The organism is Crateriforma spongiae, assembly GCF_012290005.1.
In the GTDB taxonomy this organism is placed as follows: Bacteria; Planctomycetota; Planctomycetia; order Pirellulales; family Pirellulaceae; genus Crateriforma; species Crateriforma spongiae.
In genome coordinates, this window is the sequence record NZ_JAAXMS010000003.1 from 554281 (window position 1) to 569790 (window position 15510).

Below are 15510 nucleotides of genomic sequence, written 5' to 3' on the forward strand. Positions count from 1 at the left end.
GATTCGCGTCGCGATTTAATACAAGGCGCCCCGGAAGATCGATGTCGCGGGCCTGGACAATTGTGTTGTTGATGCGGCTCGGGCGAGGCGTTTGAAGCAGAAATATCGCAAAGCTTTGCCCAGATTGGAAGGGCAAAGGTGCGACGAACTATCCCGGACTCCGGGCGCGGACCGATCGGAGCCCGTCGGTTGGCCGGTCAGGGGCGGGGTGGAGGTGTGGGACGCCGGACCCGATATCACTGCTTCGGCGTGGTTTTTTATCTTGCATGACCGTTGGGGAAACGCAAGAGCCCCTGTGGCGGATCCGCCGGGTCGGCCCCAAAACGGGGCGGCCAACGCTCGGATCCAGTGGACGCGACGGCCAGGGATCCGTCGCACGGTCCGGGGGCCATTTTTCTTCTATTGACCCACACTCCGGCCGCGTCTAACAACTTGTCCTGTCAGTGTTCAACTCGGCAAGGCGGCCGAGCTTCTGCATTCATCCAAGGAAGGTCATCGAACCATGCCAGGCCCGAATTCTGTTCCGCTGTTGGACGTCAACCGCGACAATCGCCCGTATCGTGAAGAATTCATGAGCGCCCTGGCCGGCGTCCTGGATTCCGGACGCTTTCTGTTCGGCCCCGATGTGGTCGAACTGGAATCGGAAGTCGCCAAATACAGCCAGGCCCAATTTGCCGTCGGTTGTGCCTCCGGCAGTGACGCGTTGCTGTTGTCCCTGATGGCTTTGAACATCGGCCCGGGCGACGAAGTGATCGTTCCCAGCTTTACCTTTTTCGCCTCGGTCAGCTGCATCACGCGACTGGGCGCCACGCCGGTCTTCATCGACATCGATCCGGACACCTACAACATGGATGTCGATCAGCTGGATTCGCTGATCGGGCCCAAGACGGCAGCCATCATTCCCGTGCACCTGTTCGGACAGTGTGCTCGCATCGACCGGATCTGTCAGGTCGCCGCCGAACATGACATCCCCGTGGTCGAAGACGCCGCCCAGTCGATCGGTGCGGCCTATCATTCGCGTCCCGCCGGCAGCTGGGGGACCGTGGGCTGTTTCAGCTTCTATCCGACCAAGAACTTGGGCGGCATGGGCGACGGCGGCATGCTGACGACCAATGACGAAGCGTTCGCGGATCGGCTGCGTTTGTTCGCCGGCCACGGCATGCGACCCCGCTATTATCACAAGGTGGTGGGCATCAACAGCCGCTTGGACACGTTCCAGGCTGCTGTTTTGCGGGTGAAGATGAATCACTTGCCCCAGGCCGTCGAAGGCCGTCGCACCAACGCCACGCGGTACCACCACTTGTTCCGCGAAGCTGGTTTGGTCGAAGACGGTCCGGTCACTTTGCCGGTGATCGATGAGAACGCTTTCTCGGTCTGGAACCAGTATTCGATCCGCATCGCCGACGGGCGACGCGACGAAGTCCGCCAGCACTTGGCCGACAACGGCGTGGGGTCGGAAATCTATTACCCGGTGCCGATGCACCAGCAAGAGTGCTTTGAAAATATCGGCTTCAAAGCCGGTGATTTGAGCGAGACCGAGCGGGCCAGCCGCGAGATCTTGAACCTGCCGATTTTCCCGTCGCTGACCGTAGAAGAACAAAACCGAGTCGTCGAAGTGATCGGTCAGTTTTATCAGTCGGCCGAAGCCAAGAAGGCCGCCTAAACGAACCGGGGCTGCGGTCGAACCGAATCGCCGTTTGGGCGGGCGGATTTGACTGCCCCGTTTGAAAGATCAACGAAAACAGGCCGCGTGCGATGATTCGCATGCGGCCTGTTGCGTTAATCAGATGCCAAAAGGCGTCCCCTTGGGATCAGGACGTTGCCGCCGAATCCAGGGCTTCTTGCAGAGCGGCCTTGGGGCGAACGCCGACAAAGCTCTCGCTGACTTCGCCGCCTTTGAAAACCAACAGCGTCGGGATGCTGTTGATGCCGAAACGCTGGGCGGCGCCGGGATTATCGTCGATGTTGATCTTGCCGATCTTGACCGACGGGTTTTCGCCGGCCAGTTCATCGATCATGGGAGCGATTTGACGGCAAGGGCCGCACCAGGGTGCCCAGAAGTCGACCAAGACGGGTTGGTCCGATTGCAGCACTTCGGAGTCGAAATTGTCGTCGGTGAATTCTTTGACAGCATCGGAAGCCATGACAGTGGTCTCTCGTTTTGTACGGATAGTTAAACGGGGAATCGGTCGGGATCGCGGGAATCGTTCACAAGGACTGATCGACGGTGATCCATCGGCGGGTGGGGCGTGTCGCATCCGGTCGGCGACGCCTTGCACAGACGGCCGAATTGTAGGATGGCGACACCCGCTGTCAATTTGCCGGTCCGACCGGAACGTCTGACAAGGTAAGCAAGTGCTGAGCCAATTCGTCCAGAATCATCGCTGTGGCACCCCAAACCTTGTGTTCGCCGTGTGCAAACGCCGGCGTGCGGAACTGCAAATGACCAACGCGATGTTCGCCCCGACGGACGGATCGTATTTCGGTGTGTCGTGACAGGTTTCCCGCGACGACCTGCCGCAGAAGTGTTTCCAGCGGCAAATCCAGTACCTCATCAACTTCGGCCGGGTCGGGGCACCAGGGGGTGGGATCTTTGTGTAACCACGCGACCCAGGGAGTGACCCGGTTGTCGCTGGCATAGACATATTGGCATGCCAGACGTCCGATCCACTGGCGGACCAAAGCGGGACGACCTAGTTCTTCGGCGAATTCCCGCAAGGCGGCTTCGCGGGTGTCTTCACCCGATTCCACCCGCCCCCCGGGAAAGCAAATTTGCCCGCCGTGATGCTTCAACAGACTGGGACGCCGCGTCAACAAGACACGCATGTGGCGGAGCGATGTGAGCGGTTGATGGGCATCCGGAACGACCAGGGCATCCGCCGCAGCTTTCTGCGACATCGATCCGCCGTGCAAACCTTCGGCACTCGACACACCATTGATACCAGACACATCTTCGTAGATACCCACCAGCACCGCGGCACGTCGTGCACGGACCGGTGCGGGGCCGCGGTGGCGACCATAGGCAAGTGGCACGGCCGCGATCGAACGATAGCGTCGCGACAGTTCGGGCGTTTCGCCGCGTTGCCGCAAGCGGTCGCTGAGTTGTTGCGGCCAAGTCGCCGGCAATTGCCACCGATCCGGTCGCCTAGTTGCCGGTATTTTCACGGTTGCTAAATCAACGTTTCCAACAATCGACGAAGCTTTCGCAATTCGACGCGATGATCCAAGTCTTCCTGGGGCGCCATGTGGATCGTCAAAGCACGATCGTATTTTTCACGTTCCAACTGGGTGACCAGTTTTCCGTAGTCGATTTCGCCCTGCCCCACGCTGACTTGGAATGCATCCGGGCGGGTGTCTCGGAGGTGCGTGTTGATGACAAACTTCAGGATCTTGTCCAGCGACTTGCCTTTGGCCGGACCGGCAATGTAGACGCTGGGGTCCAGGGTGATGCCCAGGCCATCGACGTTGTTGCAAAGCACCATCAAGGTGTCGGGGTCTTCGCTGAGGCAGCCCAATTGGCTGCGGACCGCGACACGTACGCCCTCGGTTTCCGCGATGCTGACCAGCCGCTGAAGGTGTTCGACTTCTTCATTGAAAGGCGTGCCCAGTTCCGCCGACGGCACGGTCAAATTGACGACCTTGGTGGCCTTGGCGATCCGGCACAGATCGTGGAAGTCGTCGTAGTGCTGGTCACCTGTGCTGTCCAATTCGATGCTGTAACCGGAGATGTCCAGCCGGTGGGTGTACCGAAGCAATTGGATTCCGCGGTCCGGATCAGCCAGGATTTCGCTGGGGCGAGTGTGCGCGCCGGACTCGTGGATGGCGATCTCGATCGCGCTAAAATCCAGGTCCTGGAGCGTCTCGATGCTGGTTTGCAGGTCATCAGCCGGCCAACATTCCGTCGAAGCAGCGACAAACAATTCAGGCGTCCTTTCAGCAACAAATCAATCGGTTTTGCGTAACCGGCGCAGTCTACTGCGCCGGCGTCGATCGCTAAACCCTGATTGCCAAACAGGTTCGCCGGTCGCGGTGCCGGTCGCGCCGGACTGTGGTCTGACAACGTAGGTGACCGATCCGGTAAGCTGCCCGCATGACGTCTGTAAATGATCCCCAGTCCAACGGCGACCCAACCTCGGCTGACGTGCGATCGGCCGGGGGACCCGTGCATCTGGAACGGCTTTGCGTGGACGTGGCCGGTCGCCGGTTGCTGGATGACGCTCGGTTGGATCTGGAGCCGGGGAAACTGCTGGTCGTGGTCGGTGGCAGTGGTGCCGGAAAGTCGGTGTTGCTGCGGATTCTGGCCGGCTTGTTGCCGCGTGACGGTTCCGTCGTGCGTTGGTCAGCCGACATTGCGGCTGACATCGCGGAGCATCAAGACATCGATTCCGGATCGAAGGGGCCGGCCCGCCTGGGCGCCGCACTGTCGCCTTTGCGTCGGCGCGTGGGCGTGGTGTTTCAACAGTTTGCGTTGTTCGATGAACTGTCGCCGACCGCCAATGTCCAGTTTGCGATGGACCATCGGGGCGATCGGCATCGACCGCCTGAACAGGATGCGGCCGGTTGGTTGGCGGAATTGGGGGTCCCGGCGGAGGTTCCCGTTGCCGGACTTAGCGGTGGGCAGAAACAGCGACTGGCCATCGCGCGGACGTTGGCCTCCGATCCTGAAGTGATCCTGTACGACGAACCGACATCAGGACTGGATGCGGCCAGCGGTGCGAAGGTGGCTTCGTTGATTCGCCAGACTCAGCAGATTCATCACCGGACCAGCGTGGTCGTTACGCATGATTATCAGACGCTGATTCCGATCGCGGACGAAGTCGTTTTCTTGGACAACCGGCGAAAGCAGCTGGTTTCCGTCCCACGCGATCAGTGGTCGCAGATTCGCCAGTGGATGCATCCTGTGGCAGCCGACCCGGCGACGGCAACAGCGCCGGAACAAGCAGCGGTCAAACGTGGGTGGTCGATGGGACGCCGTTTGATCGAACAGCTAGACGCATTTCTGTTGGCCAGCTCCGATGCATTGATCAGTGCGCTGCGATTGCCCGTCGATGTGTTGCCAATTTTCCCACGATGGAAATGGGCGGGACGATTCTTCATGCATTACTTGCGATTGGTGGGCGGCCCGTCGGCGTGCGTGTACTTGGCCATTGCCGGTTTAATCGCCGGGTTCACGACGACCTATTTCACGTTTCGCTTTCTGCCGTTTCGACTGTACACGCAACCGTTGTTGATCGACGAATTGTTGGCGTCGATCGGGTTTGCGTTGTATCGAATTTTGGTGCCCGTGTTGGCGACGATCCTGGTGGCGGCTCGCTGTGGTGCCGCGGTCGCAGCCGACGTGGGCGTCAAACGATACGGCGGCCAGGTCGACGCGATGCGGACGCTGGGTGTTCGGCCGCAGGCCTATTTGTTGGTTCCAATTTTGGTGGCCTTTCTGGTGGCCACACCCGTGTTGGAGTGGATCGCGTTTTTTGCCGCGCGGTTGATCAGCATGGTGACGTTCACCGCCACTCATTCCGACATCCCGTCCTACTTTTGGGACCAGCATTTCTTTCGAAATCTTCGCGGGCAAGACGCTATTTGGCCGAAGGGGGCGAGTTGGGTTTTCGGAAAGAACGCCGCGTGCGGTGTGGGCACCGCGGTGATCAGCTACTATCAAGGCCTGCGATCCAAGCAGTCCGCCGCTGACGTCAGCGATGCGATCACTGCGACCGTGCTTTGGACGACCTTGTGGGTTTTGGTCGTCCACTTTGCCGTTGCGTTGATGGAGTTTTGACCGTCGACGCGCCGCCGCCTTGCGCTCGCATGCGAACCCCATGTTCTGAATTCGGATTCTCAACCGGCTCAACCACGAAACGAATCGAGATGGATAAGAAAGCCAAGAAACGACTGGAAGTCATCAAGAAAAAGCTGAGCGCACTGCGCCCGAGATTGGCCGGTTCGAAGCAGCAGGCTGATGATCCAGAAGAAACCAAAGCGTTGGAAGAAGAGATCGCGGCGCTGGAGGCTGAGGCAGAAAAGCTGCGGGCGTCTTGACGTTGTGAGCTCGCCCGTCCGCGTCTGTGGATGCCTACAAAACCAAAACAGGCAACCTTGGGGGCAAGGTCGCCTGCTACAAGTTTTGTGTTTCGCCGTCTCAGGGTAAGCTCACCCGCATGGCTTCAGCCGATGGCTGATCTTACCCGTACGTTTGTTTGCTGGTGCGTTTGCCCGATGCGTTCGCCGGCTAACCGCGGAAAAGCGATCCCGTGTCGGCTTCGATATGCATCACGCTGGGTTGTGCCGTCCGTGTGTTCCAGTAATCGGGAGCCCAGCGACCTGCTTCGATCAGCATGGCGACGACGGCAATCAGCATGAAGACGGTGCTCAGGATCAGCATCACCGTGTAAACGTTCGGTGGCTGTTTCCGTGGCGGCTCATTCGTAGGTAGTGTCGACACGGTCGCCCTCTTGGATGGTTCGGTTGCTGTAGTCAGACAAGATTTCGGCGACGGCACGGTCCGGTTCGGTGTAGCCGACACGCAGGCGGGTGACGAACGATCCGTTTCGTGTCACGTCAAGCAGGTGTCCCTGACGCAGGCCGTCGTCGCTGCCGATGCTGACTTCGACTTGTTTGCGAGGCCGGTTGACGACCAAGACCACACCGTTTCGTTCCGGCGGGGCGCCGTCCAGCGGTGCGTTGACGTCAATGCCCTTGGCTTCGACCACTTCCTGCAAACGAGTGACTTGGGTGCGAAGCTGGTCGTTGCGTTGCTTTTGGTTTTGGACGGTGCCTCGGGCGCGGTTCAGCAAGTCGGTCAGCTCGAGCGATTTAGCGAACAGGGTGTCGCGGTCCTCGCGTTCCTTGACCAGAGCGGCCCGCAGTCGAGTGATTTCTTCGGTCTTGGCTTCCAAGTCGGCCGCACGCGAGCGGTCCAGTTGAGTCAGTTCCGTATTGGCCGCACGCAAGGCTTCCACGTCGGCCGCACTTTGGACCAATTCCTGTTGCAGTTGGTTCAGCTGAGTCTGCAAGGCGGCCAGAGCGGTGCGACGGGCGGCACGTTCGCGGTCCAAAGCCGCTTGGGTTCGCTGAGCCGAATCGCGAAGTTGGTCGTTGGTGGTTTCAACGGTTTCGATTTGCTGTTTCAAGCCGCCAGGGCCCAGCACGACGTCGCGCCAGTTGCGGTGTGATGCGTTGACGGCAAGCCCGACGACCATGAACACAATGCTCAAGGCAAACACGGCGAACGTCAGCGCCTTCCCGAGAAGATTCATGAGGAATGGGTTCCGAGCAAAGAATTGGCGGTGGGGGCAGAAAAGACTGATCGGCGGCCCGCCACGCAATTGCTGCGGGGGCCGTGCATCCACAGGGAGTATAATTACGGCGAAATTTTCGTGTCAACGAATTCAACCCGAAAAGCCAAGCTTGCCTAGCTTGAAACGGTCGCGGGCCGTTTTTGCCGAACAGACCAGTTGTCGCGGCATCTATCCCCCGGCCGGTGCAGCAGTCTTAATAGTCTTAATAGGGGCCACCCATTAAATTTACGAAGCACGTTCATGCTGCTCTGCCATTGTGAGGCGTTTTTCGGTAGGGGGGCTAAGGAGCTGCGGGTGGCGTCGGGGGAGCGGTTGGCTGGAGGGGATGGGCGACCGGGACGCCGGACTTTTCGCGCTAATAGCATAATAAGGGCCACCCATTAATTGAACGAAGCATAGTCATGCTGTGGCTGCCATTGCGTGGCGTTTTTCGGTAGTGGGGCTGAAAGAGGCTGCGGGCGGCGTCGCGGAAGCAGTTGGCTGGAGGGGATGCTCGACCGGGACGCCGGATTTTTCGCACCTACAGTAAAGGGATGAGCCGGTGCGGCGGTTTAGAAGCGGATCGGTTGCGCAGTCTCACCTTTCGCTGCCTACATGGAGAGCGGAATCCGAGTGCGCTAGCTGCTCCGCGGAGAGCGGGCGTCGCCGTGCCGCTAGTCGGAACAGAGCCCCAGTGGGTTATCCGGGGCGCACAACCAGTGCTGTCCGCACCGCACTGCTTCGCGTGCGAGACTTTCCGGCGTCCCCGCCGCACGCTTGAAGACGCGGCCAAAGCGGCGAACCACATCACACCAACCCCGAGTGTCGACTCCGATGCGTGACAGAATCGGAGCCAAGTGTTTTGGAATCGCTCCCGGCTTATCTGACCGAAGTTGCCGACCGGTCCAGTCGAGCAACTCCAAGTATCGAACCAGTGAAATCCCTAAGAAACCTTTCGAACTTGCCCGCCGTCCCGAATTCTCAATACAGGGGCCGACCGGATCTTTCGCCTCGTTGATCTCCACCGGGCTCATCCATCCACTGTGTCGGCGGCGGCGACTTCGCTCCCACTCGTGCATGCTTGGCCGCAATCGACTCGGTTGCCGGGGCAGGTCATCGATGCGGTCTTTCGCTCCGGTGTAAGGGCTCGTTTCGGGTGTTTCGGCAATCGCTGCACGCACCGGATTCAAATCCACATAGGCCGCACAAGCCAGCAGGCTCGCTTCGTCCAGCAGACTTTGCAGCCGGTACCGCCCCTCCCAAAACCGGCCCGTGCATTCATCTTCGCGGTTGGCGCGTCTGGCGATGAACTCGGCAATGCACCGCATCCACCAACTGACATCGGACAGTCGTCTTCGACGTTCGGCCAAGACTTCCGTTTGATTCACCAGCGCCGCGATGTCCGCCTCCGTCGGCGGTTCGGCTGAACCATCCGGACGCCGGCGAATGGGGAACAGTCGCAGCCATCGATCGGCCACTTCCTGGTCGCTCCACGCAGCGACAACGTCCGGACGGCTGCGAAGCACCAAATGCAAATGGTTGCTCATGACCGAATAGGTCAAGCAATCGATACCGAAGATTCCGGCCAAGAACTCCAAACGATCCCGAATCCACCGCCGCCGGTGTTCGAAGGATTGGCCAGTCAGCGGGTCTTCACCGCACAAAAACGCCCGGCGGACGCAGCGTTGTACCGCGTGAAAGACTTGTACCTGGGCAGGATCCGCGACTTCGTAGCGTGGTTTTCGAGGCATCAATCCATTCCCTGTTTGTCAGTCGAGTCAACCGATCGTACGCATCGGAGGCCGGAAAGGCAAATAAATTGGGTGGCCCCTTTTGAGAAACGCGGCGTCAGCGTTGTTCGTTGGAAGGTTCAGGCCGCGATGGTGCGAAGGGTGGCCAAGAATTGGTCGATCGATTGGACCCGCTTTTCGACGCTGGGTTGCAAGGCGTGCATGATCAGACGTGCCAGTTTGGGGTCTAGGTCGGGGGCACGTTCCAGGATCGGCGTGGGTTCGGTGGTGTCGTGCTGCAACGCCGCTTTGCCGGTGACGACTTCGCCCTGCCAGGGGTGCTGCATCGTGCACAGGCAGTAACACGTGACGCCCAGCGAAAAGATGTCGACCCGTTTATCCGTCGGCCGACGCCGCACAATTTCGGGCGACATGTACAACGGCGTCCCGGTCCGGTTTCCCGGTGCCATGAACGGCGGCGTTGCGGGGACCGTCAAACCAAAATCGATCAGCTTCAGTCCGCTCATGTCGGGCAAGCAAATGTAATTCCGTGGACAGATGTCTCGGTGGATGTATCCCTGGTCGTGGACGTATTTCAGCGATTCGGCCATGTCGCGAATCAACGTCGTTTCGATGCCGGCAATCAGGTGTCGCTGCTTTTTGACGATGATTTGTTGCAGGCTCGGCCCCTCGATGTACTCCATGATGATCACCGGTTGCCCCTTGGGCGTGACCCCGGCTTCGTAGGTTTCGACGATCTTGGGATGATGCATCGAAAGGGCGATTTCCGCTTCGCCCGGCTTCTTGAGCCCTTTGAACCGTGCTTCAAACTGGTCGTGTTTCTCGACATCCAGCAATTTGACGCCGACCATCCGATCCGTCTTGTGGTCCTTGGCGACGTAGAAGGAACTCATGGTGCCCACGGCACTCGTCCGCATCCGCTCATAGCGGGTGTCGACGTCGATGACCTGGTGCTTTTGAGAGGAACCGAAAGCGTTCCGGATGGAATCAAACAGACCCATAGCGTTGATTCTGGTGCCAAGAATGGATTCGGATCTATCAGTCGCGGCCAGCCTACTTGCCGCAGTAGTCGATCGCCCGCGCGATTTCCGTTTTCAGGTTCTTTCGTTCGACGATGCGGTCGATGTAGCCGTGTTCCAGCAGAAATTCGCTGGTCTGAAATCCCGGAGGAAGTTCGATCCCGATGGTCGCTTTGATCGTTCGCGGCCCGGCAAATCCGATCAACGCTTTGGGTTCGGCGAATACCAAATCGCCCAACGACGCAAAGCTGGCCGCCACACCGCCCATCGTCGGGTTTGTCAGGACACTGATGAACAGGCCGCCGGCTTCGTCGTACTTGGCCAGCGCCGCGGTGACCTTGGCCATCTGCATCAGTGACAGGATGCCTTCGTGCATTCGCGCACCACCGCCGGAACCGCTGACGATGATCAGGGGCAGATTGTGGGCGGTGGCGTGTTCGACCAGGCGGGCCAATCGCTCGCCAACCGCACTACCCATGCTGCCCATGATGAATGCGCTGTCGGTGACGGCAAACGCGACGCGACGTGCCCGGACCATGCCCGTGCCGGTGACCACCGCATCGGACAGCCCGGTTCGTTTCTGTTCGCTGACCAGTCGGTCGGAATAGGGGCGGCGGTCGGCAAATTCCAGCGGGTCGACCGATCGAACTTGGTCGTTCATCGGCTCGAACGTGCCTTCGTCAAGCACTTGTTCGATCCGCTCGCTGGCGGACACATAGAAATGGTGTTCGCACTTCGGGCAGACGTTCTGCCGTTGCTGGATTTCCTTTTTGTAGATTGATCCTCCGCACCCCGGGCACTTCAGCCAAAGGCCTTCCGGGACGCCTCGTTTTCGCGGCATGCTGGGCGGATCGACGGACGCGTCAGGCGTTCGGGGCGTCGAAGACAAATTCGGACTCGCTGTGGCCATGGACACTCGGACGGATCGTTGGGAATCGACAAGTCAGCCACTTTAGCAAAGCATTTTCAAAAATGCTGCTGCAAATCGGGCTTCGCCCCGGCGTCGGCCAGCGACTACCGTGAATGAGAGCTCGTCGGGCCGGCGTCAGGTCGAACCGGCCCCGGGGCATGCTAGACTGGTCGGTCGTGTTCGGCCGGGCCGTCGTGGCGGTGTTGCAATTTAGGTATTTCGCTGGGGCGACTGATAAGCCGATGGATTTTCACTGTCTGGGGACCGCCGGGTATCACCCCAACCGGTCCCGGCATACGTCTTGTTACTGCGTGCCCCAGTGTGGATTGGTATTGGATGCCGGCACGGGCCTGTTTCGGCTGACCGAATTGATCGAGACGGATCATCTGGACATCTTGATCAGCCACGCCCATTTGGACCACATCGCCGGTCTGACTTTCTTGCTGGATGTTTTGCATTGTCGTTCCGTCGCCGGACGGCCGGTGGATCAGGTGCGTGTTTTCGGTGAGGCGGCCAAGCTGGACGCCATCCAGACCCATTTGTTCGCGGATTTGATTTTTCCCGCTCCTTTGGACGTTCAGTGGGTGCCGATCGACGAAACCCCCGAATTTTCCGCCGCCGGTGCGACGGTATCTTGGCGTCGCCAGCCGCATCCCGGCGGTTCGGTCGCCTATCGGCTGGACTGGCCGGCGGTCGCGTCGTGCCAGGCCAAGCGTTTGGTTTATGCCACCGACACGTCGGGGCTGACTGACCCACAGGACATCGCCTGGTTCGGTGGCGATTCCGACATGGCGGGCGGTCTGCCGGCGGATTCGGGTGTCGGAGCAGCGGCGTCGGTGCCGGATCTGATGGTCCACGAATGCTATTTTCGAGACACGCATCGCCAGTGGGCTGAGAAAACCGGACACAGTTGGACCAGCCGGATTGCCGAACTGGCCGCGTTGATTCGTCCGCAACGGTTGCTGTTGACCCACATCAACCCGCTGGACGAAAGCGTCGATCCGGTGGACTCGGAGAAAATCCGAAAAACGTTTTATGGCGAACTGATGATCGCCCAAGACGGTCTGAAAGTGTCGTTCTAGAACCGGGGTTGAAATATTCGCCCAAAAAACCAACCGGAATTGAAGTCACAGGGGCCAATTCCGTCTTGTCGCCCCGGGCCGGATCGCTACACTCTGCCCTTTCTACAAGGCCAGCGTAGCTCAGTTGGCAGAGCAGCTGATTTGTAATCAGCCGGTCGTGGGTTCGAATCCCTCCGCTGGCTCTACAACAACGACAGACGCTGGTGGCCGCTGGCCCGGCCTTTGCGCGACGGCAACGTCCACGCGATTCGGCTCTGGCCGGTTGTAGACCCAAAAAAAGACGTCGGAAACTAGAACCGAAAACATATGGAATTAGACGGGTAGTAACCGAGAAGAAACCATCAATTCGATTTGAACAATTTGGGGGTTTGTCCGAGTGGTTAAAGGAGACGGACTGTAAATCCGTTGGCTATGCCTACGCAGGTTCGAATCCTGCAGCCCCCACTGAATGAGCCCGTCGGTGATTGCGTCGTCTGTCGTGTCGATTCTTTCGATGCCGGTTGATGCCCAGCGACGGGGGCAAGTGGCCCTGGCCGGTTGTCCGGCTTGTGGTTGCAAATCGCGGGTGTAGCACAATGGTAGTGCAGCAGCCTTCCAAGCTGAATACGAGGGTTCGATTCCCTTCACCCGCTTTGGCCCAGGTGTATTTCGATCGATCGGTTCCGCCGATTTGCCCACCGGACGTCCGAGGTTATTTGCTCGGTCCGGTTGTCTGGGCGAAGGATTGGCGGAGTCGCGCGAGCGGCGGTGCATCGAACGCCGAAACATGCTGCTGTAGCTCAGGGGTAGAGCGCCTCCTTGGTAAGGATGAGGTCATGGGTTCAAATCCCATCAGCAGCTCTTGATGGTGACCGACCGGGTCACGGCGGAGCTGGCTTTGAATAGGCCGGTGCCGCTGTCGACACGCCGTCGCCGGATGTACGTTTTGTTTCGTTTCGACAGAGATAGACAGAATTAAGCGGTCTCGCACGGCCGAACGTTTGCTGACGACCCCGTGGGTGTGAACACGGACAGCATTCGGGAGGATTACCACTGAGCGTATCTCGGCGGTGATAGTGGTGTGAACGATCGTGATCGCAGGTGAACCAGAATGGCTAAGGACAAATTCGAAAGGACCAAACCCCACGTTAACGTTGGGACGATTGGCCACATTGACCACGGTAAAACGACGACGACTGGCGCCATTCTCGCCGTCCAAGCCGCCAAGGGCTTGGCCGAAGCGAAAGGCTATTCGGATATCGCCAAGGGCGGTACCGTTCGTGACGCGACCAAGACGGTGACCATCGCGGTTGCTCACGTCGAATACGAGACCGACAAGCGTCACTACGCTCACATTGACTGCCCCGGCCACGCCGACTTCGTCAAGAACATGATCACCGGTGCCGCCCAAATGGACGGTGCCATCCTGGTCGTGTCGGCCGCCGACGGCCCGATGCCGCAAACCAAGGAACACGTGCTGTTGGCCCGTCAGGTCGACGTGCCCTACATCGTGGTGTTCTTGAACAAGTGCGACTTGGTCGACGACGAAGAGTTGTTGGAACTGGTCGAGCTGGAAGTCCGCGAATTGCTGACCAAGTACAAGTTCCCCGGCGACGATGTCCCGGTCGTGCGTGGTTCGGCTCTGCCGGCTTACAACAAGCCCGACGATCCGGAAGCCAGCAAGTGCATCAGCGAATTGATGGACGCCCTGGATGAATTCATCCCGGAACCGGCTCGTGAAGAAGACAAGCCGTTCCTGATGGCCATCGAAGACGTCTTCTCGATCGAAGGTCGTGGTACGGTTGCTACCGGCCGGATCGAACGTGGCGTCATCAAGGTGGGCGAAGAAGTCAGCATCATCGGTCTGACCGATGAACCCACCAAGACGACCTGCACCGGCGTCGAGATGTTCCGCAAGGAAATGGAAGAAGGCCGCGCCGGCGACAACGTCGGATGCCTGCTGCGTGGTGTGAAGCGTGAAGAAATCCAGCGTGGTCAGGTCTTGGCCAAGCCGGGCAGCATCACGCCGCACATGAAGTTTGAAGCGGAAGTTTACTGCCTGAGCAAGGACGAAGGTGGACGTCACACCCCGTTCTTCAGCGGTTACCGCCCGCAGTTCTACTTCCGTACGACCGATGTCACCGGAACGGCCAACTTGGTCGACGCCGAAATGTGCATGCCCGGCGACAACGTCAAGGTCACCGTCGAATTGCACAAGCCGATCGCCATGGACGACGGTGTTCGCTTCGCGATTCGCGAAGGCGGCCGTACCGTCGGTAGTGGTGTCGTGACCAAGATCGTCGAGTAGATCGGGGCGTCGGAAGACGAGGCCGATCACGGCAACGCTTCCGGAATCTTGATCCAACGGTTAACCTTGGACGCCCGGTATCCGATGGGCGTTCAAGGTTTTTGCGATCCGCAATCCTGGCATTGCACGCAAACGTTCGTCCAGCGATGGACGCACCGCCGCGAACAAACGGCCCTTCGGCCGATCGAATCTGATGCGGAATGTTGGCATTCCATTGGATTCACCCAGGGGTGTAGCTCAATTGGTTAGAGCACTGGTTTCCAAAACCAGCGGTTGAGAGTTCGAGTCCCTCCGCCCCTGCTGATACGTGCCGGCGTCTGTTCCAGACGGCCGGTGCCCACCCGCCGTCCGGCTTGCGGGCCTGCGTTTATGTGGCCCGCCGATGCGAAAACTCGTTCCGGCTTATGGTTCCGGTCCGATTTTCGTTCCATCCGGTATGCGGAACCAGGGTTCGTGCGGTGTACCCCGCATGCGAGCCCACCATTTGCACCAATCAAATTTACGAAGATGGACGACGCGATCGGTTCGTGTCATCCAGTGCCGAAACCCTGACCGTTCGCCGCCACACAAGAATCGTCGCCAAGTCGAAACATTTTCGTCGTCAGCAAGGATTTTCGTCGTCAGCAAGGACGTGTCCGGCGATTCGGACCCACCATCGCCACATCACTACGCAACGGCTTTCCCAGGGAGCGGATGCATGTCCCGCGATATCGCCCAAGCCAACAACAGTCCTCTGATCAGCGAACTGTTCCAAGCGTCGGTTTACAAGCCCACGCAAGGACGGATCGTCCGCCAAGCGACCGCGCTGGCGATCTGGGTGATCGTCGGGCTGGGAGCCTGGCAACTGAATTCGACGATGAAGTCAATGATGACGGCCGGGTCTTACTGGCCCACCGTCGTTCCGGGGGTGGTTTTGGTTTCCGGCCTGTGGTTCGGTTTTCGCCTGGTAAACTGGCCCCGTTTCGCCGACTTTTTGATCGCCGTCGAAGCGGAGATGAACAAGGTCAGTTGGCCCAGCAAGGATGAACTGATCCGCGCGTCGATCGTGGTCATCTTTACGATCTTCTTCCTGGCCACCACGTTGTTCTTGTTCGACGTGCTTTGGCAGTGGTTCTTTAACGTTCTGGGCGTCACCAGCTGAAATTACCGGGCTTTTGCGATCCCGGACCCACCCAGGTCTTTTGAAA

14 protein-coding genes and 5 tRNA genes are annotated in these 15510 nt (G+C 59.3%); 11 read left to right on the forward strand and 8 right to left on the reverse strand.

Features of this window, described 5'->3' with window-relative positions; translation table 11 throughout:
* The first annotated feature begins 502 nt into the window (after positions 1-502).
* Positions 503-1663: a DegT/DnrJ/EryC1/StrS family aminotransferase gene (locus HFP54_RS10190; RefSeq protein WP_168565048.1), complete on the forward strand. Its 1161-nt coding sequence runs from the start codon at positions 503-505 to the stop codon at positions 1661-1663.
* A gap of 148 nt (positions 1664-1811) precedes the next feature.
* Here the strand turns inward: HFP54_RS10190 and trxA are convergent, their stop codons facing one another.
* The 3 genes from trxA to HFP54_RS10205 all read right to left on the reverse strand — a co-directional run bounded on the left by trxA (position 1812) and on the right by HFP54_RS10205 (position 3920).
* Positions 1812-2144: a thioredoxin gene (trxA, locus tag HFP54_RS10195; protein ID WP_145294799.1), complete on the reverse strand. Its 333-nt coding sequence runs from the start codon at positions 2142-2144 to the stop codon at positions 1812-1814.
* A gap of 169 nt (positions 2145-2313) precedes the next feature.
* Positions 2314-3165, reverse strand: coding sequence for an NUDIX hydrolase (locus HFP54_RS26165; RefSeq protein ID WP_168565049.1), 852 nt, complete (start codon positions 3163-3165; stop codon positions 2314-2316).
* A 5-nt stretch (positions 3166-3170) separates the two neighbouring features.
* Positions 3171-3920: a sugar phosphate isomerase/epimerase family protein gene (locus tag HFP54_RS10205; protein WP_146415147.1), complete on the reverse strand. Its 750-nt coding sequence runs from the start codon at positions 3918-3920 to the stop codon at positions 3171-3173.
* Positions 3921-4090: 170 nt separating this feature from the next.
* Here HFP54_RS10205 and HFP54_RS10210 point away from each other — a divergent pair, with 170 nt between their 5' ends.
* The gene (locus tag HFP54_RS10210; RefSeq protein ID WP_168565050.1) at positions 4091-5776 is read left to right on the forward strand and encodes an ABC transporter permease; all 1686 of its coding nucleotides are present in this window, start codon (positions 4091-4093) and stop codon (positions 5774-5776) included.
* An 89-nt stretch (positions 5777-5865) separates the two neighbouring features.
* The gene (locus HFP54_RS10215; RefSeq protein ID WP_168565051.1) at positions 5866-6036 is read left to right on the forward strand and encodes a hypothetical protein; all 171 of its coding nucleotides are present in this window, start codon (positions 5866-5868) and stop codon (positions 6034-6036) included.
* 190 nt (positions 6037-6226) lie between these two features.
* Here the strand turns inward: HFP54_RS10215 and HFP54_RS10220 are convergent, their stop codons facing one another.
* The 5 genes from HFP54_RS10220 to accD all read right to left on the reverse strand — a co-directional run bounded on the left by HFP54_RS10220 (position 6227) and on the right by accD (position 10885).
* Positions 6227-6439 (reverse strand): hypothetical protein, encoded by a 213-nt coding sequence (locus HFP54_RS10220; protein ID WP_168565052.1) that lies wholly within the window; start codon positions 6437-6439, stop codon positions 6227-6229.
* On the reverse strand, positions 6417-7253 hold the full coding sequence (locus tag HFP54_RS10225; protein ID WP_145294809.1) for a hypothetical protein: 837 nt from the start codon (positions 7251-7253) through the stop codon (positions 6417-6419). Before HFP54_RS10225 ends, HFP54_RS10220 begins: the two co-directional genes overlap by 23 nt.
* 695 nt (positions 7254-7948) lie before the next feature.
* A complete protein-coding gene (locus HFP54_RS10230) occupies positions 7949-9025 on the reverse strand; it encodes a hypothetical protein (RefSeq protein WP_168565053.1) in 1077 nt (358 codons plus the stop codon).
* 119 nt (positions 9026-9144) lie between these two features.
* On the reverse strand, positions 9145-10026 hold the full coding sequence (locus HFP54_RS10235; RefSeq protein ID WP_168565054.1) for a serine/threonine protein kinase: 882 nt from the start codon (positions 10024-10026) through the stop codon (positions 9145-9147).
* A gap of 52 nt (positions 10027-10078) precedes the next feature.
* A complete protein-coding gene (gene accD / locus HFP54_RS10240; RefSeq protein WP_235951541.1) occupies positions 10079-10885 on the reverse strand; it encodes an acetyl-CoA carboxylase, carboxyltransferase subunit beta in 807 nt (268 codons plus the stop codon).
* A gap of 311 nt (positions 10886-11196) precedes the next feature.
* Here accD and HFP54_RS10245 point away from each other — a divergent pair, with 311 nt between their 5' ends.
* From HFP54_RS10245 to secE, 8 genes are all read left to right on the forward strand, one after another.
* Positions 11197-12036, forward strand: a complete 840-nt coding sequence (locus HFP54_RS10245) for an MBL fold metallo-hydrolase (protein WP_146415135.1) — start codon at positions 11197-11199, stop codon at positions 12034-12036.
* A 109-nt stretch (positions 12037-12145) separates the two neighbouring features.
* Positions 12146-12218 (forward strand) — tRNA-Thr (locus HFP54_RS10250).
* Positions 12219-12398: 180 nt separating this feature from the next.
* Positions 12399-12480 (forward strand) — tRNA-Tyr (locus tag HFP54_RS10255).
* 117 nt (positions 12481-12597) lie between these two features.
* A tRNA-Gly gene (locus HFP54_RS10260) sits at positions 12598-12668 on the forward strand.
* A gap of 136 nt (positions 12669-12804) precedes the next feature.
* A tRNA-Thr gene (locus tag HFP54_RS10265) sits at positions 12805-12876 on the forward strand.
* A gap of 250 nt (positions 12877-13126) precedes the next feature.
* Positions 13127-14323 carry an elongation factor Tu gene (tuf, locus tag HFP54_RS10270; protein ID WP_168565055.1) on the forward strand — a complete coding sequence of 399 codons (1197 nt, stop codon included), beginning with the start codon at positions 13127-13129 and terminating at the stop codon, positions 14321-14323.
* 226 nt (positions 14324-14549) lie between these two features.
* Positions 14550-14623 (forward strand) — tRNA-Trp (locus HFP54_RS10275).
* A gap of 397 nt (positions 14624-15020) precedes the next feature.
* Positions 15021-15464, forward strand: a complete 444-nt coding sequence (gene secE / locus HFP54_RS10280) for a preprotein translocase subunit SecE (protein WP_168565056.1) — start codon at positions 15021-15023, stop codon at positions 15462-15464.
* The last annotated feature ends 46 nt before the right edge of the window (positions 15465-15510 follow it).